Origin of the sequence: Synechococcus sp. NOUM97013 (assembly GCF_014279815.1) — a bacterium.
GTDB lineage: Bacteria > Cyanobacteriota > Cyanobacteriia > PCC-6307 > Cyanobiaceae > Synechococcus_C.
The window spans coordinates 712595-730973 of the sequence record NZ_CP047941.1 but is presented as its reverse complement, the minus strand read 5'-3'; the positions used below and the strand labels follow the sequence as shown (position 1 = coordinate 730973).

Sequence of the window (18379 nt, the reverse complement as noted above, 5' to 3'; positions counted from 1 at the left end):
ATCATTCTTGACTGCGATGCGCGCGCTGTCTCTGGCTCTTCTGGCAACTCTGAGCACCTTGACTGTGGAGGTTGCAGCCAAGCCCCTCGAGAACGTCTCGGCTGAAGAGACGAGTGCTGCAGACTTCACCACTCCGCTGGTACTCAGCCAGGCCGAAGAGGTTGAACTTGAAGTGACACCGGACGAAGACGAAGAAGATTCCTGGCGGGTGTACCTCGATCTCTATGCCTTCTTGGTGCCCACCACCTACTCAACCACTGAGATCAACGGCAACAAATCCAAGGCAGCGCTTCCGATCTCCGATGTGCTCGACACCATCAATGAGGCGCTCACCTTCAAAGCGCAGGTGGAGTATGGCCGCTTGGGCTTCATGGCTGGTGTCTATCACGGCAGCCTGTCCGACAGTCAATCGGCGTCCTTCTACAAGGAAACCAACAACCCTTTGCGCAATCAGCTCGGCGTTCCTGGCTATCTGCGCGAGCGCACCCTGAAGGTGAAAGGTGATCTGGATCTCGACGTTGACGCCAACCAAACCATCGTGGATCTGGCCTTCCGCTACCGGGGGGGCGCCATTCAGAAACCACGCATGGAGAAGGGCAGCAGCAGCTTCATCGGCCTGGTGGGAGCTCGCATCATCGATGCCAACATCAACACCAGCTGGACGCTGGACAGCGAAGCCTCACTCAGCGTGGAAGGACGACGCGTCAGCAAGGAATACACCCGTGAGCTGGAGAAATCATCCGGTGAAAGCTACGGCAACACCTGGGTTCAACCGTTGATTGGTGTGTTTGGCACCTACGCCATCAGTGAAGACTGGCAAGCCTTTGCCTACCTCGATGCAGGCGGTTTCGGTCTGAGTGGAGAGCAGGATCTGAGTGGAACCGCTCAGGCAGGCATTGCCTATGCCCTGGGGAACTCAGCTCAGATCTCCCTCTCCTACAAGTATTTCGGCCTTGATTACGCCGGAGGAGGTGGCAACTCCTACAGCGTGGATCAAAGCGGCGTGAACCTAGGCCTGCGCTGGCTGTTTGACTGATTCCGCCGAGGCACCGGCAGCCTGAGCGCTCAGGCTGTCGGCCACCGTTACAGCCGTTCGGGAGCCACTGGCAATGGCTCCTTCAATGAATCCGCGCCAGCCCTGGGCATGGTCGCCAGAAGCAAAGAAAACGTGGCCTTCCTGGCGCGGCAGCTCATCGTTGAAGCGGGCCACGGTTCCAGGCCGATAGGTGGCCCAGCTGCCCTGGGAAAGATCGTCTGCACCCCAGTCGTGCCCGAAGGTGGACAGCAACCTCACGCCGGGGATGAATTCCTCCAGCACCACCTGCCATTCCTCCACCGACTTATCCAGAGCTCCCGGTTCCAGACTGAAACCAGCCAGCACGGAGTGCTGTTCACCACGTTTGTAGGTGAAGCTGCCGATCAGCGGTGAATCGGTGGAACGGGACAAGGTCATCACCGCACCGGGGTCACCCTCCACTTCAAAGAACACCTTGTAGCCACCGCCGACGTGCTTGAGGCGGGACGCTTCCAACTTCACCTCGGAGAGAGGTGGTTCAAACGCCACGTTGTGCAGCACATTCAGCGGCACGGTCACCACCGCCCGCTTGGCGATCACCAGTTCACCCGATTCCGTAGTGACACAAACGCCCTGATCGGATTGCTGAACGGACCGCACAGGTGAGTTCAAACTCACATCGAAACCACCGTCACGGGCCATCGCCTCCACCAAGGCACCGGTGCCCTTGGTGAACTTGTAACGAGCGGCAGTGTCGTTGAACAGCTCGTAATTCCAACCGGTGAGCGACCAGCAGCGCATCATCTCCACATAGGAGGCATTCTGCGGTTGATTCATGCAGAGGATCTCCAGAAATCCGCCGATGCTGGTGCGCTGCAAGGGCGTGAGCTCAAGAGCATTGAATCGATCAGCGACGGTCAGACCATCGCGTTCACACAGCGCATCCCAGCAGTGGTGCGCGTCATAGGGACGCTCCCACACGCCCTTCGCCTCGGCGAAGAAGCGTTCAAAGCCCTCGACGAATTCACCCAGCTGCGACTCCTGCAGCTCCTGAACCTGGCCATCAATTTTGATCGACACCCGTTCAGCAACACACCCTGGCGTCTCTTGCACCTCGAGGCCGTAACGCTCCTTTTCGGCCCACACAAAGGGCTGGGTCCAATGCACCCAGGTGCCGCCCAGCTCCACATGAAAGCCATTGCGATCCTCACTCCAGGTGCGCCCACCCAGCCGGTCACGCGCTTCCAGAACGAGCACTTTGAAACCCCGTTTTTGCAGATCACGGGCTGCTGTGATGCCGGCGAAACCACCGCCAATCACAACCACATCAACAGATTGAGCCATGAGACATTCAATTGAATAAGAGGGCAAGCAGTCAGGTCATGAGCATCGGCATGGCAAGCGTGAAGAGCCATGCCTGCAACGCTCAGATTTTTTCAATCGCTCCGAGCTTCCAGGTGCGGTCAAACCACTCCTGACCTGGGCCGTAGAGGCGGAAGATACCGAACCAACCCTTACCTGGAACCGTTTTCACCCAATTGGCCTCCAAGCCTTCCGGCGCTTCCGGACCGAAGTAGAGCGTGATGCTGCCATCGGCGTTCTCCACCATGTCGGTGTTGCGCTTGTTGTTCTTGCTGGGGTATGGCATTGCGTCGCTCTGCAGCATCGAGCGGGTTTGCGGGTCGTAGACCACAAACGACCAGAAGCGTTCCGCTGGGGGATTGGCGGGGATGGTGAGTTTGTAGGAGTTGCCTCCATCGAGATAGGCACCGCTGCTGTCTCTGGAACTGAAGGCGTATTGCGAACCAACGCCCGGCAGTTCCAGAGCCATCGCCGGGGTGTTCACCGTGGCCAGGTAGAAGAACAGGGTGCGTCCATCCATGTCGCGCCCACCATTGCCGCCATTCACGAGATATTCGTGACTGCCTCCGGGGAATCCGGTCTGCCAGTACCCCGCTTTACCGGGATAGATGTAGGCCTTGGGGTCCTGGGGGGCAAACAGGATCGAACGGGCGGTGGCATTACCGATGGCAACCGCATCGGTGAGCAATGCCTTGCGTTCAGGCGATGGATTGAAGGCCTTGCCTTTTTGAATGCCAATGGCTGAGGCCATTCCCAGCAGTTCTGGGGAGAACACCTCCGACGGTTCACGCTGGATCACATCATCCAGCTCCTCGTAAAACTTGAAGTCGTTGGCATGAATGGTGTTCACATTCAAACCGGTGAGGTTCATGTACTTATTCGGTGCGGGATTGGCCCGCTGGGCATAGGGATAGATCTTGAGATCGTTCTTGAAGGCATTTTTGGCTGTCTCCGTGCTGCCTTGCGCATCCAGGAAACCACGCAGAATCACCCAGTTGATCAAGCTTGGTGTGCTGGCAACGTAATAATCACCCGCATCGGCAGGAGCCTCCTGACCGGGCCCAAGAATCAGATACTTGCCGCCTCGGCCCTTGTCCGGACCAGGGCCACCCATGTCGATCACGAAGCGGAAAAAGGCATCATTCACCGTTCCCGGGCCCGTGCCTGCTGGCACCTCAACCACCATCGGGCCATCGCTCAGGTCAATGAAAGCGGAGGCGTACACCGTGTCGGTGTTGCCTGTGAGCCAGAGAGACTCCGAACTCATCAGGTCTTCAAACACACCGATATCTCGGTTGGTCTGAAGGCCATAGCCATCGCGATGCCCCACATACAGCATCTCAATGGAGGCTGCCGGCATGAAATTCAGGAAGGTCTGAACACCGCGGCCCAGGTCCACCTGACGGCGGGCCTTGCGCATGGTTTCGTCATCGGGGAAACCATCGAAATAATTGAAGGTGCCGATTCGAGTGGTCACCGAATCCGGGGTCAACACATCCACAGGAATGGGCGTGTTGTAGCCCTTGGGCATCACATCAGCCGCGTGAAGTGCAGAGCCGCTGCATGCCAGAAACAAGGCAGAAAGAACAGTGGATGGGAGATGCTTGAAAACAGTCATGGTTGAGGTGGAAAAGTGAAATAGATCGATTTAAATCTCAACCGAGAGGCTGAATATCGTTGAGCTGCCAGGTTTTATCGAACCAGGGCTGTAGCGGCCCATAGAGACGGAACACAGCGAACCAGCCCTTGTCAGGAACCGTCTGGATCCAGTTGGCTTCCTTGCCCTCCGGAGCAGAAGGCCCGAAATACAGATCTATGGTGCCGTCTGCATTCACGACCATGTCTTGATTGCGCTTGCTGTTCTTACTGGGAAGCAACTGATCCGTCTGCAGCTCCGAACGGGTCTGGGGGTCATAAACCACCATCGACCAGAAGTCCTTGGCCGGGACGTCAGCATCAACCGTGAATTTGTAGGTCTTGCTGCCATCGAGATAGGCACCATTGGCATCCGTCGCCACAACCCCGTACTGGGAGCCAACGCCCACCATCTTCAACACCATGGCTGGCGTGTTGACGGTGTAACCCCAGAAGAAATTGTTGCGGGCGTCGAGATTGCGACCCCCTTTGCCGCCATCAATCAACCATTCGTGGCTGCCACCCCCAAACGGCGTGAACCACTGCTTGCCCTCATAGAAATAGACGTCGGAATTGCGCGGCTTGCCCATGTCAGAACGCACATAAGCAACACCCACCTGCACCGCTTCTTCAAGCAGAGCGCGATCCTGCGCACTGGGTGCAAAAGGCTTTCCTTTTTCCAGGCCAATCGCTGAGGCCAGGCCTCTGAGCTCGGGGTCAAGCAGGTTGATCGGCTCGCGCTGAATCACCGTGTTCAGCTCTTCAAAGAAGTGGAAATTGTTTGCATGCACCGTATTGAAGATACCCTCCCCTCCCTGAATAAAGGTCATTGGAGGAGGATTATCTTGCAGCGAAAGAGGATAGAGCCTGAGCCCTTCTTTGTAGTTCGCGACAGCCTGATCAGGCTGACCCTCATCATCAAGGAAGGCTCTCAGAATCAACCAATTGGAGTAACTGGGAGAGCGGAACACAAAGTAGCCGTCGGTGTTCGCCGGCTCTGCATCATCCGGGCCCAGTATCAGGTATTTTCCACCCTTGCCGCGGTCTGGCCCCGGAGCACCGGTATCTGCCACAAACCGGAAAAAGGCATCGTTGATGGTTCCAGGACCGAGGCCGGCTGGGATTTCGATCACCATCGGACCGGTCTCCTTCAGATTGAAGAAGGTCGAGCCATAGACCGTGTCGGTATTACCAGTGAGAAACAGCGGATTGGAATTCAGCGGTGCCAGCAACATCACTTTGTTGTAGGCATCCACCCCCATCCCAGCATGACCTGCACGCAGCATCTCAATGCTGGCCGCAGGCATCATCGTGAGGAAGGTCTCATACGCACGGATGAACTTGAGATTGTCAAAGCTGGTATCAACCGTGGCGGCATCGGGCATGCCATCAAAGAAGCGGAAGGTGCCCACACTGGTGTTCACCTGGTCGGGCGTTAACAACTCTTCCGGGATCGGCGTGGTGTAGCCCTCAGGCACCTGCGCCTTCACGCCATGGCTGGTTGCACCAACGGTGGCCAATGCCAATGCAGAAAGGAGCAAGGCTGAGGAACGCCTGCGCCAGTGGCGGGAGACACCTGACATACCCAAATCGCTGACAATGATTTTCATTCTTTGTCTAGCCAGCAAGCAAGAAAAGAAAAACAAAGGCAATCAAAAACTGCCCAATCGGGAGCAAGCAGTCAGGAGGCATTGAATAAAGATATGAATGCCTCGTCGTAGCAACTTGCGTGACAAGTCCTCAGCACCATTCAGCGAGGAGACATCCTTCAATCAAGTCCATTAACAAGCCCGGGCGGTCTCCCCGGCTTTCCAACTTTCAGTCCAAGTTTTACTTGATCTGAAGCTCGGGGCGTACCCAAGAGCCGTCAAAATAAGCGGGTGTCGGGTTGTAGATCCGCAGCGTGGCATTCCAGCCCGGATAAATCTCCAGATAGTTCTCTTGGTCGCTGTTTCCACCCAGGTTGATCACCACATCACCATCCGGGTTGGTCTTGGCAAAGGCGCTGTTGAGATTGAAGTTGTCCCCACTTGGAAAACCATCCTTGTCATACACCGTTAACGACCAAAAGGCATTGTCCCCATTGGGAACATCCCGCAGTGTGAGCGTCTGGGGATCGGTGGATGTGGGTGTGTAGAACAAATACACAGCACCCTCTTTGGGCAAGCCGCCGATTCCGACGGCAACACCCATGTTGTTCTGCTCTGGGGTGATCTCACCGGGGCGGCCAAAGAGCGATTCCGATTTCACACCCTTATCGTTGCGCTCCTGGTTGTAAGCAGCACGCAGAGCCAGCATCTGCTGAAGATCCCATTGATTGGGTTGAACAAACTCGCCGGTCTTGGCCTGCTTCACCGACAATTTGGCCTGCAGTGCCTGGGCCTGAGCCACGTCATCGGGATCCTGAATGTTCACGCCCGTGCGGAACGCCACCAGGGCAATCCGACTGCCCACCTCATCCTGCGTGAGGGTGTAATCGCCAGGCTCCTTCTCAACATACACATAGCCCTGCCCATTCAGCACCATGGCGCTCTGATAGCGACCATCGGTTTCTGGGAGCGTGAACGTGGCCGGCGTGCTCAAGTCAAGAATCAACCAGGAATACAAGGTGTCGAAGTTGATTCGAATCACCGTGCGGTCTTTGGGGTCGGCAGTTTTGCCATCGTTCCAGATAACACCCATGCCCGTGCTGCATGTTTCGGCAGCAACTTTGGCAACGTATTTCACCAGCGCCGTCTGCGTTTCAGCATCGGCAAAATTCGCCTTGGTGACAGGCACCACCGCATCACTCTTGAGAACGATGGCCGGCTCAGGACAGTTGGAGTCCTGAGCCCACACCCTCGATCCCTGTTGAGGTGACAGCAACGATGTGGCGGTGATGCCCATCCCGCAGAGGACGGACGCCGCAAACCGAACAGACCAGCGATTCATCAACCAACAAGCAAACGAGCAGAACAAAGCATCAACAAGGCAGGATCAAGCGATCACTGGGCCGGCTCAAATTCAGGAGGCGTCCAGGTGCCGTTGAAATAGGCCTCGGTGGGCGAATAGATCCGCACCGCCGCATTCCAACCGGGGTAGATATCCATGAAATTGTCTTGGCTTGGATCACCGCCAAGGTGAATCACGTATTCACCCTTGTCATTGGCTTTGGCGAAAGCACTGTTGATGTTGTAGCTCTCGCCAACAGCAAAACCTTTCTCGTCGTAGACGGTGACCGACCAGAACGCCCGAGGGTCAATGGGCACATCTTTGAGCACCAACACCTGAGGCTCAGTGGAGTTCACCACCTTGGGGAAGGGATACACAGCCCCCTGCTTGGGCAGACCACCCCAGCCCACGGCGACGCCGAAATTGCGCATTTCCTCGCTGAGTTCTCCTTTCTTGCCAAACGCCATTTCAGACGTCACACCTTCAGGCTCCCGGCGTGCGTTGTAGTCAGCACGCAAATCGAGAATTTCCTGCATCTCATAGCGCTTGGGCGACACGAAGCTGCCCTTTTCGGCTTGCTGCAGAACGATCTGATCCTGAACAGCCCCTGCCGCTTTCACATCAGCAGGATCCTGCACATTCACCTGGGTGCGCACGAAGGCAAAGGCATAGCGGCTGCCCACCGACTCCTGGGTGAGGGTGTAGCTGCCTGGTTTGTCGCTGATCAGCGGGATCCAGTGGTCTTCATCGATCACTTCGAGGATCTGGTAGCGATCCGTCTCAGGCAGAACCACGGTGGCGGGACTCTCAAGGTCGAGCACCGCAAAGGAATAGAGGGTGTCGAAATTGGGGCGCAGGATCGTGCGTTCATTGGGATCCATCGCTGCACGCTGGTGGAAGAAAACACCGACGCCATCACTGCACGTGCCCTTGGCGATCTTGCGCACGTAATCCGCAAGGATCACTTCGGTTTCAGCACTGGCGTAATTCGCCTTGGTGACCGGCGTCACGGATGTCGCTGTTTCCACCACAGCAGCCTTCGGGCATGCGGCTCCGGAGGCTTGGGCCATCGCCATCGGCGATGCGGAGATCAGCAATCCGCCGGCACCCAAGGCAGACGCCAACAGCGCAGAGACGTGGCGCAACGAATGACGAGGCGCAGTCATGTCGGAAACAAGCATTTGTCGACGTCCTAGCCAAAACGACCTACGACGTCAGACAAGCTGGGGATTGATCACCGGCACTTCGCACCATCGGGATCAGCCCATGCAGCGAAGGCCTGGCATGGAGCGAAAATCTGGAGCGTCAGCCCAGCACAATGGCTGCATGATCGATGTGATCGGCACTGACGCTGGCGCTCCTGACACACTCCCGCCTGCGGGTCAGCGGCTGGTGCAACAGGCCCACCTGGTGGCTGCACCGAAACGCATGCTGCCGGCATTGCAACAGTGGCCGGGATGCCCTTCCAACCTGCACTGGATCGCCAGCGACGATCCGATTGCCCTCTGCGACGCACTGCTGACGCTGGAGCCGGATCAGCAGGCGGTGGTGCTGGCCAGTGGTGATCCGCTCTGGTTCGGCATCGGCAGGATCCTGATCGAACGCCTGGGCCGCGACAGCCTGCGCTTCCATCCAGGGCCGAGTTCGCTGCAACTGGCCTTCGCACGCCTGGGCCGGCCCTGGCAGAACGCCGAGTGGATCAGCCTGCATGGACGCGACCCAGCTCCTTTGGCGCGCCGCCTGCAGCAACGCCCCAGCGCCCTGGCGGTGCTCACCGATCCGAGCCGCGGTGGTTTGGCCGACGTGCGCAGCATCCTGCAAAGCAGCAGCCTCCAAGCCAGCTACGGCCTGTGGCTGTGCGAAGCCCTCGGCCATGGGGACGAACGGGTGCAGAAACTGGCTCCCTCCGATGCAATCCCCAGCGACCTCAACCCCCTGCACCTGGTGGTGCTGCTGGCGGAGCCAGCGGCGGAGCCGATCCCTGACCAGCTGCCCTTATTTGGCATCGAAGACGGTGTGTATCTCCAGCACGACGACCGTCCCGGCCTGATGACCAAGCGGGAGGTGCGCATCCAGCTGCTGGCCGAGCTCGAGTTGCCTGCTGCTGGGGTGCTTTGGGACCTGGGGGCTGGCACCGGCAGCGTCGGGCTGGAAGCCTTGCGGCTGCAACCGCAGCTGCAGCTGATGGCGGTGGAGCGACGCAGCGGCGGCGGCCGGCTGATCCAGGCCAACGCCCGGCGCCTGGGGGTGCAGCCAGCAGCGGTGCTCGAGGGTGATGCGCTCTCCGTTCTGGAGCAACTGCCCGATCCCGACCGGGTGCTGCTGGGTGGCGGCGGCCGTCAACGCCAAGCGCTGCTGCAGGCGGTGATCGCGCGTATGAAGCCTGGCGGGGTGGTGGTGATTCCCATGGCCACCCTGGAAGCCGTGGCGGAACTGCGGCCACTGCTGAGCGAAGCCGGCTGGAGCGTGCGCATGCACCAACATCAGAGCTGGCGCGGGATGCCCCTGGCGGAGGGGACGCGGTTGTCGCCGATGAACCCGGTTCTGGTGCTGCAGGGCCGCAAGCTCCGGCCCGGCGCTTCAGAATCGACGATCACGCACCCCTGATCCATGCCGCTTCAGAAAGACAAGCAGGTCTCGCCGATGCGCATGAAGATCACCTTGCTGATCGCGGGGTTTGGCCCCCTGATCGCCGTCGGCCTGTTTCTGCAATCCAAGGGCTTCTTCGGCTAACACCTCGACACGCCCAAAAGCACGTCTTCGTTACACCTAAGGAGCATCAGCGCGTCAAAGACGTGTCAGAGGGTGCAATCCGAATCGGTGCGATCAGCACAGGATCACCCGGGCGAATGCCCAATCGTTCTGCCTCGCCGGCGCCGATCTCGATCACACCATCGACGAAGTCAGCACGGCCGTTCTGATCGGCATCCGCCCAGTGCGACGGGCATGGCAGCCCGGGGCAGACCGGCACCTGCGCCGCGACGTCCAGCACCTTGCCATCGCGCACAAACACCATGTCCAGCGGAGCAAGGGTGTTGTGCATCCAAAAGCGCAGCGGCTGAGACGGCGTCACCGGAAACCACATGCCACGCAGCGGTGGCAGCGCCGGCCGTTGCATCAAGCCCAGCTGCTGTTCCCTGGCCGTGTCAGCCACTTCCAGGGAAACGCACAGTGAGGGCCTCTGGTCCAGACACCATCGCGCTTCGATTGGCAGGTTCTGAGGCGGCAGCTCCATCAGCGCGGATCCAGCTTGGGCACCCCATCACTGAGGCAGTAGCCGCGGCCACGGATGGTGTGAATCAGACGGGATTCCCCGGACTCCTCCAGTTTCTGGCGCAGATAGCGCACGTACACCTCAATCACATTGCTGGAGGATCCCTGCTCGTCGTTCCAGACCTCGCGCAGAATCCGATCGCGACTGACCACCGTGCCGCGCTGCTCCAGCAACAACAGCAGCAGGGCGTATTCACGTGCCGTCAAGGCGATCGGACGGCTACCCCGACGCACCTGACGGGACGCCAGATCCAGACTCAGATCAGCGATCTGCATCACAGGTCTCCGCTGCTGACTCTGGGCCTGAATCGCCAGATGCAGGCGCAGGCGCTGGAGCAGGTCGCTGGGTCCAGCCGAGGGAAACCAGAAGTCATCGGCCCCGCAGGCAAACACGTGCTCCCGCGCTGCGACGCTGTCGTCCTTCACGCCGATCAGGATCGGCAACGCCCCGAAGCGGCTGCGCAGATCGCTGACCCTGTCTGCTTGATCATCGGCAAGAATCGCTGCCACCGGATGGGATCGGCCATCCGCAGACACCCCACTGGCAGCACCGCTGCCCCAGTCCAGCGGCTGGTAGCCGGAGGCCTGCAAGCGGTCCGCCAGAGCTACTGCCTGGCCACCGACCAACAGCACCCGATCTCCACCGGTGTCAGCAAGAGCGTCGGCAACGATGCGGGTCATGGGCGGTCCGGCTTGGCCACGTGGGGAAGCCCCCAACCCAATTTGTTGCGCAACACCTGGAAGAACTCGTGATCGGTGAGCCGCACGAAGCGCACCGGATGCTCACTGCGGCGGATCAGCACCCGGTCTTCCGGCCACACGTAACAACCGGCGCTGCCATCCACCACCATCATCAGACGCTCGGGCGTGGCCGGAAACACAGTGACCGGCTCGGCATCACTGAACACCAAGGCCCGTGACGCCAACGAGTGAGGCGCGATCGGCGTGAGTTGCAGCACCGGGCAATCCGGCGTGATCACCGGCCCCCCGGCGCTGAGGGCATAGGCGGTCGAGCCGGTGGGCGTCGACAGAATCACCCCATCGGCGGAGATATCCACCGGCGCATGGCGTCCGATCGCGATCTCGAAATGGCACATGCTGGTGAGCGGTTCCCGGTGCAGGGCCATCTCATTCAGCGACAACGCCTCCCAGCGACGCTGATCCCCCCGCATCACGCTCACCACCAGATTGGCGCGCTCTTCAATCGTCCACTGTTGAGTCAGCACCTGCTCCAACGCCCGGTCCAGGTCGTCGAGGTAGGCCTCGGCAAGGAAGCCAAGATGACCGGTGTTGATGGTGAGGATCGGCACCCCGACCGGCGCGGTCTGACGCGCTGCCGAGAGCACCGTGCCATCGCCCCCAAGCACAATCGCCAGCACCATCGAGTGGTCAAACCCCTCGGGGACACAGGCGGCATAGCCGAGCATGCGCAAGTGCTGATCGGGATTGGCGAAGCCGACCATCCCGCCCGAACTGCTGGCGCGCACCACCTCATGGCCGCCAAGCTCAAGCCGTGACTGAATCGCAGCTGCTGTCTCGACAGCCAATGGCTTGCCGTCGTTGACGATCAGTCCTACCCGGGGCACCGATCGCAGCCGGCAACAGCCCGATCAGTTTATGAGAACACTCCGGTCCTTGCCCACAGAATGCAGATTTGTGATTCAGCGCCGACTGGATCGCAACAGCGACACCAACATCCAAAGGCCAAACACATTGGCACCACCCGCATGGTGCGCCCGCAGGCAGCGCGCGTCAGCGTTCGTGCGCCCATCCGTCCGTGATCTGAATCGAGGTGCCGACCAACGCTTCACTTCTGCCTATCAAACAAAGAAGCAACGCCCTCAAAGCAAAGACCTCCATGCAAGCCCTCAAAACACTGGGACAGGCCCTTGCCCTGAGTGCTCTGACTCTGGGGACCGCAACAGGATCGGTCGAAGCCCGCGTGCAATCGACCTTGAAAGGGCAGATCTCTTTAAAAGGTCAGCCGGTGAGCGGCTCATCGATCACCCTCTGGCAAACCCAAGCCGGGCACACACCTAAGCAACTGAGCACCCATCGCTCGAACAACAACGGAGCGTTCAGCATCAAGTTTCGAGCCAAACAAGGGGTCGTCCATTACCTCGTGGCCCAGGGAGGTGACATTGGCGGATCAAGCGCCGACCAACTCACCCTGCTCACGGTGCTTGGCGGGGATGAGTATCAGCGGGTCGCTATTAACGAGCTCACCACCGTTGGTTCAGTTTGGCCCAATGCTCAGCTGCTTGAAGGCACAGCGTTAGAAGGAAGCCAAAGCGCCTTAACGATCGGATCGAACCAGGTCAACAACCTTGTGGACCAAAGCACAGGTCGCTTTGGAGCGACGTTGCTCAAGAGCACCAACCTGCTGAATTCCGAAACTGCAGCTCGGATGAATGTGCTTTCGGACCTGATTGCTTTGTGCGGGCAACCGACGCAATCGCCAGCTTGCTTTCAGCTGCTGGCACTGACCAATGCAGACAACACATTGTCGGCGATGACATCGATCGCCCGACAACCCTGGAAGAACGCAGGTGCGCTTTATCAGCTGTTCCAAAGCTCCTACCCCATCAACCAAGCGAAACAGTTGCGCACAACAGCAACCGCTCCCTATTTGTTGTTCGAGCCCAAAAGCTTTTCCCTCTCCCTGGCCTTTGACGGCGGAGGTGCTTTGGCACTCGGGAAGTTGATGTTTGACGGGAAAGGAAACCTCTGGAGTGGTGCCAACTGGATGCCGGGTTCTCAATCCGGCGTGGTGAACAACATCGGCGGAGGCATGACGCACTTCGGACCTGATGGCACACCCCTCTCACCAGCGATCACCGGTTACAACGGCCAAGGCATCAATGGTGTGGGCTGGGGGACCGGCGTCTCCGAAAAGTACGCCTGGGTGGGTGCCTTCAACAACATGGTCGGCGTGTTTGACCTCAACAACGGCAAAGCCCTCGGGCCAGCCACCATTGACGGAGAAGTGGGTCAGCTTCAGGGCATCGCCACAGCCGCCAACGGCGATGTCTGGATTGCCGACAACACCGCAAACCACATGATTCGCTTCCCTGGTGGCGATTACACCCAAGGGCAACGCATCACGATTGAAGGGATGCAAGCACCCTTTGGGGTCGCCGTTGACGCACAGAACAGGGTGTGGGTGAGCAGCAGTTACAACAACAAACTCACCGTGTTTCCAGGCGATGCTCCTGTGCAAGCCCAAACGATTGAAGTGAACCTTGGGGCACGCGGCGTTGCCGTTGACTCAACTGGGCACGTTTGGATTGCTCAGCAATCCAATTCTCCTCAAGGCGCACTCCCTCCAGGCGGGATAACACCGCCCAACATCCCTGCCAATCCGCCACAACCCAAAACCATCATGGAGGAGTTTGAGGCCGGCGCTGAATACCTCCTTTACAACCCCAACCTCACACAAACCGGAATGGTTGGTTTGATTTCACCCGACATGAAAGTGGTCCAACAGAACATCGCCAAAGGCACCGCTTATATCCCCTGGGGCGTATCCGTCGACGGCAATGACAACGTCTGGGTTGGCAATCTCTATGGTCAAAGCTTGATTCACATCTGCGGCGTCAATCCTGCCAATTGTCCTGCGGGCAAAACCACAGGAGATGTGATTCACAATTACCAGAGTGGCGTGATCCAAATCACCACGGACGTCATCATTGATGACGCTGGAAATGTCTGGAGTGCCAACAACTGGTTCGATGGCGAAGTTGTTATCAACCCCACCTACAGCGGCCGAACCTCGACGTTCCCGGGAGGTCAAGGTTTTGTTGTGACCTACGGAGTGGCTGGACCTGTCCTGAATCCCTTGATGGGACCCGTGCGCAGGCCCACCGGGTTGGACTGATCAGCCAACAGGGCTCATGGGCCTGTTGGGCCGGAGGTGACCAATCCAGCGGATCAACAAGAGAAGCAACGTGAACGCAAGCAAAGGTGCGTAGAAATCCGCTGGACCTTGCTTCACATGACCCACGTACGTGAGGGCGAATGTGGCCCAAATCCAATAGGAACCAATCACGTGGAGTCGCGTCCAATGCTTCATGCCCATCCATCGTTGGGCCGCATTCGTCGACGTCAGGGCCATCAGGGCGACGAAGAGATAAGCAACACCTCCCATCAGCCACTTGCCAGCCGACTGCTCACTCAGAAACGGATTAGGAAACGCGAACGACATCGCGATGATCAACATCAGATGAATCGCATGGGACGAGGCGAAACTCAAGCCAAGCCAACGCCTGTTTTGAAGCATCCACCGGCTGACTGTCGAAGGCCAGAGGCGATGCACACTTGACGCCACAAAAGACATCGAAAACAGCGCCAGCGAGCTGCGGCCAGTGGCATCAATTCCTGCCGTCACTGACGTCGCCGTCCAACCGGAAACACCAAAGTGCAAACCAAGGCCGGCCACGATCACGAGGGTTGCCAAGGCCGTCAGTCGCCATCCAAGACGCGCCATTGGCATTCACCCAAATGTCTTGTCTAAGTGAATCGCCCAGGGATGCCAATGGACGTGGTCAGCGAACCTGAGTCGCATGCATGAACGACACCACACTGAACGATTAACGCCGTAGGAGATCAGAACTGCTCGAGGAAGCGCAGATCACTGGTGTAAAGGCGGCGGATGTCATCAATGCCATGGCGCACCATGCAGAACCGCTCCACACCCAGGCCGGCCGCGAAACCGCTGTAGCGCTCCGGATCCAGACCCAGACCCTGCAGGACAGCGGGGTCGACCATGCCGCACCCCATCACTTCCAGCCAGCGGCCACGCCACTGCACATCCACCTCGGCGGAAGGCTCGGTGAAGGGGAAGTAGCTGGCGCGGAACCGCACCGGCAGATCCCCGAAGAACGCCTTGAGGAAGGCCATCACCGTGCCGCGCAGGTGGCTGAAATCCAATCCCTCATCGATCGCCAGCACCTCCACCTGGTGGAAGACCGGCGAATGGGTGGCATCCACCGCATCGCGGCGATACACCCGCCCGGGAGCCACGATCCGCACCGGTGGGGCGTTGTTCTCCAGATGGCGGATCTGCACCGGTGAGGTGTGGGTGCGCAGCAGCAGGTTGTCCTTCAAATAGAAGGTGTCCTGCATGTCCCGGGCCGGATGGTCCGGGGGAATGTTCAAAGCGGTGAAGTTGTGGTGGTCGGTTTCCACCTCGGGGCCTTCCTCCACCTGATATCCCAGGCCGCAGAACAGATCAACGATCTCCTCGGTGGTGGAGATCAGGGGGTGGCGGTGCCCCATGGGGGTTCCCTGGGCGGTCGCCGTCACATCCAGGGTTTCAGCGGCGATGCGCGCCTCCATGGCGGCCTGCTTCACCGCCTGCAGACGGTCACCCAGCAGCGACTGCACCTGGGTCTTGAGCACATTCGCCCGCTGTCCCACCAGGGGACGCTCGTTGCCGGGCAGCTTGCCCATCGCACCGAGCACACCGGAGAGCCGGCCCTTCTTGCCAAGCAAACCGACACGCAACTGCTCGAGCGCCTCAGCATCCGCAGCTGCCGCAATGGCTTCGGCGGCCTCAGCTTCCAGCGCGTCAAGCTGATCGGTGAGCTGCTGCAGGGTGATGGTGGCGCTCACGGCTTTGGGAAGACGGCAGCTGACTGTAAGCAGTGGTCACGACTAGGTTCGCCCCACCGGCTCTTGCACCCCTGATGGCCCCGCTGAGGATCCTGATCAGCAATGACGACGGCGTGTTTGCCGACGGCATCAAAGCCCTGGCACTGGCTGCCGCCGGCCGCGGCCACCAAGTGACCGTGGTCTGTCCTGACAAGGAGCGCTCCGCCACCGGCCACGGACTCACCCTGCAGCAACCGATCCGAGCCGAGCGCGCTGACCGGTTGTTCGGCAACGACATCACCGCCTGGGCCTGCAGCGGCACCCCAGCCGATTGCGTGAAGCTGGCGCTGTTCGAACTGCTGGATGCCCCACCGGACCTGGTGCTATCGGGCATCAACCATGGCCCCAATCTCGGAACCGACGTGTTCTGTTCCGGCACCGTGGCTGCCGCCATGGAGGGCACGCTCGAGCGTCGGCCCGCCATGGCCGTGAGCAGCGCCTGCTTCAAATGGCGCGATTTCGAAGGGGCCGCGCAGATCGCCGTCGATGCCGCCGAATCAGCACTCCGGGAAGGCTGGCCGGAGAACCTCCTGCTCAACCTCAACCTGCCGCCCTGCAAGGCGGAGACCATGGGACCGATGCGCTGGACACGACTGTCGATCCGTCGTTACGACGAGCAGTTCAGCCCCCGCAAGGACCCCCAGGGACGCACCTACTACTGGCTCGCCGGCGAGGTGGTGGAAGACCTGGAGTCCGGCGGCGATGGGCCCCGCGACTGGCCCACGGATGTGGCGCAGATCGAAGCCAACGCCCCGTCACTCACCCCGATCCAACCGGAACTGTTCTGGCGCGGCTCCTTGGGGAGCCTTCCGCAACTGGAACTGGACGGTCAGCGGGTGCGGTAGATCCGCTGCAGCAACCACAGCGAGAACAGCAAACCGATCAGGTGCGCGAACAGCACCTGGGTGTTGCTCAGCACTGAGAGCATCTCCAGCGAGGTGATCGCCAGGTTTTCAGCCACCCCCTGGCCACCAATAGCGATGCCAGGCGTCTGCTGGGACGCTTGAACAAACAGGGCACCCGCGAGCGACTGATAGCCCACCGCCGCGAACACCAGGCCGAGCAGATCGGCAAAGATTCCGCGCTTGATCAACCGACTGGCTTCACCGCGGCTGGGACGCGCCCCGCTGTCGAGCGCGCGACCCAGGCGCACGATCAGCCATCCCTGCCAGAGGCTGAACAGCAGCACGAAAAACGACAGGGTGGTGAGCGACAGGCCAGGACTCAGGCCCACGGCCCGATCGGCATTACGGGAGAGGCTGCCGCCGATGTTGTTGAACATCAGCACCCCGACCACCACGACACCGAGGGCGGTCTGGATCCAGAAGCGGATCCAGGCGGTGCGGCGCAGGCCGAGGGCCAGCAACTGGAAGTCGAGCCGATCAGCCATGCGGGCGTGGAGGTCTGTCGTCCAAACTTGCCATCAACCACCGCACCGTGCACGGCCCGTTGATCCCTCTCTGCTCGCCACAGCAGGCCCGCACGCCCACCGCCCTGGCTCTGGGCAGCTTTGACGGCCTGCATGCCGGACACCGGCGGGTGATCGATGCCGTCTGCCGCGAACCCGCCGGCGGCATCCCCACGGTGGTGAGTTTCTGGCCCCACCCGCGCGAGGTGCTGCATGGCGAGCCGAGGCTGCGCCTGGACCTGCCCGAGGAAAAACTGCATCTGCTGGACCCGCTGGGCATTCAGCAACTGGTGCTGGTGCCCTTCAACCGGGAGCTGGCGCAGCTGAGTGCCAGCCGCTTCGTGGAGGAGATGCTGATCGGGACGCTGCAGGCACGCCACATCGCCGTGGGGGCCAACTTCCGCTTTGGCCGCGGCCGTGAAGGCGGTGCCGAAACCTTGAAAGCAATGGCGGAAGCCGTCGGCGTGCGCGTGACCGTGGTGCCGATCCTGGAAGATCCAGGAGGCCGCATGAGCAGCAGCCGGATTCGCCAAGCCCTGGGCGAGGGTGACCTGATCAGCGCACGCGAGCTGCTTCAGCGGGCCTACCAGTTCCAGGGAACCGTGGTTCAGGGCCGTGGCCTAGGCCATCAGCTCGGCTGGCCCACCGCCAATCTTCAGGTGGATGGACGCAAGTTCCTTCCTGGGCTGGGGGTGTACGCGGCCTGGGCCTGGGTGGAGGGTGAAGACGCGGCCATACCAGCTGTGATGAACCTCGGACCGCAACCCACCGTTGACCCCGACTCACCCTCCGCCGTGGAAGTGCATCTGCTCGATACGCGCCGGGAACTCGTGGGGCGCACTCTCAGGGTGGAGCCCGTAGAACGACTGCGGGGCCAGTGCCGCTTCTCCGGCCTAGAAGAACTCAGCGCTCAGATCAGTCGCGATGCCCAGCAGGCACGCGAGCGGCTTCAGGAGACAGCGGGGTAGGCGTTGGACAACCCCCAGACGATGAAGACGCCGATGCTGCCCAGGAGGATGATTCCCCACACCAGCACGTGCATCGTGCTTTCAGATCCACCGTTCTCCATCGCCGACCCAGGCATGAGATTCTGCCCAGAGTGC

General features: G+C 60.2%; 18 protein-coding genes. 6 read left to right on the top strand and 12 right to left on the bottom strand.

Features of this window, described 5'->3' with window-relative positions; all coding sequences use genetic code 11:
- Nucleotides 1-16 precede the first annotated feature (16 nt).
- Nucleotides 17-1036, top strand: coding sequence for an outer membrane protein (locus tag SynNOUM97013_RS03770; protein ID WP_186480836.1), 1020 nt, complete (start codon nt 17-19; stop codon nt 1034-1036).
- Here SynNOUM97013_RS03770 and SynNOUM97013_RS03765 read toward each other — a convergent pair.
- The 5 genes from SynNOUM97013_RS03765 to SynNOUM97013_RS03745 all read right to left on the bottom strand — a co-directional run bounded on the left by SynNOUM97013_RS03765 (nt 1010) and on the right by SynNOUM97013_RS03745 (nt 8109).
- Complete coding sequence (locus tag SynNOUM97013_RS03765; protein ID WP_186480835.1) at nt 1010-2359, bottom strand: NAD(P)/FAD-dependent oxidoreductase; 1350 nt, start codon at nt 2357-2359, stop codon at nt 1010-1012. The genes SynNOUM97013_RS03770 and SynNOUM97013_RS03765 overlap by 27 nt on opposite strands.
- An 82-nt stretch (nt 2360-2441) precedes the next feature.
- Nucleotides 2442-3995: a DUF1254 domain-containing protein gene (locus SynNOUM97013_RS03760; protein WP_186480834.1), complete on the bottom strand. Its 1554-nt coding sequence runs from the start codon at nt 3993-3995 to the stop codon at nt 2442-2444.
- A 37-nt stretch (nt 3996-4032) separates the two neighbouring features.
- Nucleotides 4033-5595, bottom strand: coding sequence for a DUF1254 domain-containing protein (locus tag SynNOUM97013_RS03755; RefSeq protein WP_186480833.1), 1563 nt, complete (start codon nt 5593-5595; stop codon nt 4033-4035).
- Between the two features lie 247 nt (nt 5596-5842).
- Nucleotides 5843-6943, bottom strand: coding sequence for a DUF1254 domain-containing protein (locus SynNOUM97013_RS03750; RefSeq protein WP_255442949.1), 1101 nt, complete (start codon nt 6941-6943; stop codon nt 5843-5845).
- A 53-nt stretch (nt 6944-6996) separates the two neighbouring features.
- On the bottom strand, nt 6997-8109 hold the full coding sequence (locus SynNOUM97013_RS03745; protein WP_186480832.1) for a DUF1254 domain-containing protein: 1113 nt from the start codon (nt 8107-8109) through the stop codon (nt 6997-6999).
- A gap of 160 nt (nt 8110-8269) precedes the next feature.
- Between SynNOUM97013_RS03745 and cbiE the strand changes: the two genes are divergently transcribed.
- Together cbiE and SynNOUM97013_RS13720 are read left to right on the top strand one after the other, a co-directional pair.
- Nucleotides 8270-9550, top strand: a complete 1281-nt coding sequence (cbiE, locus tag SynNOUM97013_RS03740; protein WP_186481405.1) for a precorrin-6y C5,15-methyltransferase (decarboxylating) subunit CbiE — start codon at nt 8270-8272, stop codon at nt 9548-9550.
- A 3-nt stretch (nt 9551-9553) separates the two neighbouring features.
- On the top strand, nt 9554-9676 hold the full coding sequence (locus tag SynNOUM97013_RS13720; protein ID WP_255442948.1) for a hypothetical protein: 123 nt from the start codon (nt 9554-9556) through the stop codon (nt 9674-9676).
- A gap of 46 nt (nt 9677-9722) precedes the next feature.
- Here the strand turns inward: SynNOUM97013_RS13720 and SynNOUM97013_RS03735 are convergent, their stop codons facing one another.
- Genes SynNOUM97013_RS03735 through SynNOUM97013_RS03725 form a run of 3 tightly spaced genes read right to left on the bottom strand, consistent with a single transcriptional unit; the run spans nt 9723 to nt 11802 of the window.
- The gene (locus SynNOUM97013_RS03735) at nt 9723-10178 is read right to left on the bottom strand and encodes a DUF192 domain-containing protein (protein WP_186480831.1); all 456 of its coding nucleotides are present in this window, start codon (nt 10176-10178) and stop codon (nt 9723-9725) included.
- Nucleotides 10178-10897 (bottom strand): response regulator transcription factor, encoded by a 720-nt coding sequence (locus tag SynNOUM97013_RS03730; RefSeq protein ID WP_186480830.1) that lies wholly within the window; start codon nt 10895-10897, stop codon nt 10178-10180. Before SynNOUM97013_RS03730 ends, SynNOUM97013_RS03735 begins: the two co-directional genes overlap by 1 nt.
- The gene (locus SynNOUM97013_RS03725) at nt 10894-11802 is read right to left on the bottom strand and encodes an NAD(+) kinase (protein WP_186480829.1); all 909 of its coding nucleotides are present in this window, start codon (nt 11800-11802) and stop codon (nt 10894-10896) included. The genes SynNOUM97013_RS03730 and SynNOUM97013_RS03725 overlap by 4 nt, the downstream gene beginning before the upstream one ends.
- A 272-nt stretch (nt 11803-12074) precedes the next feature.
- Between SynNOUM97013_RS03725 and SynNOUM97013_RS03720 the strand changes: the two genes are divergently transcribed.
- Nucleotides 12075-14093 (top strand): hypothetical protein, encoded by a 2019-nt coding sequence (locus tag SynNOUM97013_RS03720; RefSeq protein WP_186480828.1) that lies wholly within the window; start codon nt 12075-12077, stop codon nt 14091-14093.
- Here SynNOUM97013_RS03720 and SynNOUM97013_RS03715 read toward each other — a convergent pair whose 3' ends face one another.
- Nucleotides 14094-14702: a ferric reductase-like transmembrane domain-containing protein gene (locus SynNOUM97013_RS03715; RefSeq protein WP_186480827.1), complete on the bottom strand. Its 609-nt coding sequence runs from the start codon at nt 14700-14702 to the stop codon at nt 14094-14096.
- Nucleotides 14703-14821: 119 nt separating this feature from the next.
- Nucleotides 14822-15829: a phenylalanine--tRNA ligase subunit alpha gene (gene pheS / locus SynNOUM97013_RS03710; RefSeq protein WP_186480826.1), complete on the bottom strand. Its 1008-nt coding sequence runs from the start codon at nt 15827-15829 to the stop codon at nt 14822-14824.
- A 74-nt stretch (nt 15830-15903) separates the two neighbouring features.
- Here pheS and surE point away from each other — a divergent pair, with 74 nt between their 5' ends.
- Nucleotides 15904-16713: a 5'/3'-nucleotidase SurE gene (gene surE / locus SynNOUM97013_RS03705; protein WP_186480825.1), complete on the top strand. Its 810-nt coding sequence runs from the start codon at nt 15904-15906 to the stop codon at nt 16711-16713.
- Here surE and SynNOUM97013_RS03700 read toward each other — a convergent pair.
- Nucleotides 16698-17258, bottom strand: a complete 561-nt coding sequence (locus SynNOUM97013_RS03700; RefSeq protein WP_186480824.1) for a DUF3611 family protein — start codon at nt 17256-17258, stop codon at nt 16698-16700. The two genes, surE and SynNOUM97013_RS03700, sit on opposite strands and share 16 nt — an antisense overlap.
- A 59-nt stretch (nt 17259-17317) precedes the next feature.
- Between SynNOUM97013_RS03700 and SynNOUM97013_RS03695 the strand changes: the two genes are divergently transcribed.
- A complete protein-coding gene (locus SynNOUM97013_RS03695) occupies nt 17318-18244 on the top strand; it encodes a bifunctional riboflavin kinase/FAD synthetase (RefSeq protein WP_186481404.1) in 927 nt (308 codons plus the stop codon).
- On the opposite strand, the gene SynNOUM97013_RS13715 is transcribed toward SynNOUM97013_RS03695, so the two are convergent.
- The gene (locus SynNOUM97013_RS13715) at nt 18226-18360 is read right to left on the bottom strand and encodes a hypothetical protein (RefSeq protein ID WP_255443118.1); all 135 of its coding nucleotides are present in this window, start codon (nt 18358-18360) and stop codon (nt 18226-18228) included. The two genes, SynNOUM97013_RS03695 and SynNOUM97013_RS13715, sit on opposite strands and share 19 nt — an antisense overlap.
- Nucleotides 18361-18379: the final 19 nt, after the last annotated feature.

What these genes read in the sequence shown, in the direction of transcription:
- SynNOUM97013_RS03770 (WP_186480836.1), top strand. Translation starts at nt 17, where the DNA reads ATGCGCGCGCTGTCTCTGGCTCTTCTGGCAACTCTGAGCACCTTGACT.
- SynNOUM97013_RS03765 (WP_186480835.1), bottom strand. Translation starts at nt 2,359, where the DNA reads ATGGCTCAATCTGTTGATGTGGTTGTGATTGGCGGTGGTTTCGCCGGC.
- SynNOUM97013_RS03760 (WP_186480834.1), bottom strand. Translation starts at nt 3,995, where the DNA reads ATGACTGTTTTCAAGCATCTCCCATCCACTGTTCTTTCTGCCTTGTTT.
- SynNOUM97013_RS03755 (WP_186480833.1), bottom strand. Translation starts at nt 5,595, where the DNA reads ATGTCAGGTGTCTCCCGCCACTGGCGCAGGCGTTCCTCAGCCTTGCTC.
- SynNOUM97013_RS03750 (WP_255442949.1), bottom strand. Translation starts at nt 6,943, where the DNA reads ATGAATCGCTGGTCTGTTCGGTTTGCGGCGTCCGTCCTCTGCGGGATG.
- SynNOUM97013_RS03745 (WP_186480832.1), bottom strand. Translation starts at nt 8,109, where the DNA reads ATGACTGCGCCTCGTCATTCGTTGCGCCACGTCTCTGCGCTGTTGGCG.
- cbiE (WP_186481405.1), top strand. Translation starts at nt 8,270, where the DNA reads ATGATCGATGTGATCGGCACTGACGCTGGCGCTCCTGACACACTCCCG.
- SynNOUM97013_RS13720 (WP_255442948.1), top strand. Translation starts at nt 9,554, where the DNA reads ATGCCGCTTCAGAAAGACAAGCAGGTCTCGCCGATGCGCATGAAGATC.
- SynNOUM97013_RS03735 (WP_186480831.1), bottom strand. Translation starts at nt 10,178, where the DNA reads ATGGAGCTGCCGCCTCAGAACCTGCCAATCGAAGCGCGATGGTGTCTG.
- SynNOUM97013_RS03730 (WP_186480830.1), bottom strand. Translation starts at nt 10,897, where the DNA reads ATGACCCGCATCGTTGCCGACGCTCTTGCTGACACCGGTGGAGATCGG.
- SynNOUM97013_RS03720 (WP_186480828.1), top strand. Translation starts at nt 12,075, where the DNA reads ATGCAAGCCCTCAAAACACTGGGACAGGCCCTTGCCCTGAGTGCTCTG.
- SynNOUM97013_RS03715 (WP_186480827.1), bottom strand. Translation starts at nt 14,702, where the DNA reads ATGGCGCGTCTTGGATGGCGACTGACGGCCTTGGCAACCCTCGTGATC.
- surE (WP_186480825.1), top strand. Translation starts at nt 15,904, where the DNA reads ATGGCCCCGCTGAGGATCCTGATCAGCAATGACGACGGCGTGTTTGCC.
- SynNOUM97013_RS03700 (WP_186480824.1), bottom strand. Translation starts at nt 17,258, where the DNA reads ATGGCTGATCGGCTCGACTTCCAGTTGCTGGCCCTCGGCCTGCGCCGC.
- SynNOUM97013_RS13715 (WP_255443118.1), bottom strand. Translation starts at nt 18,360, where the DNA reads ATGCCTGGGTCGGCGATGGAGAACGGTGGATCTGAAAGCACGATGCAC.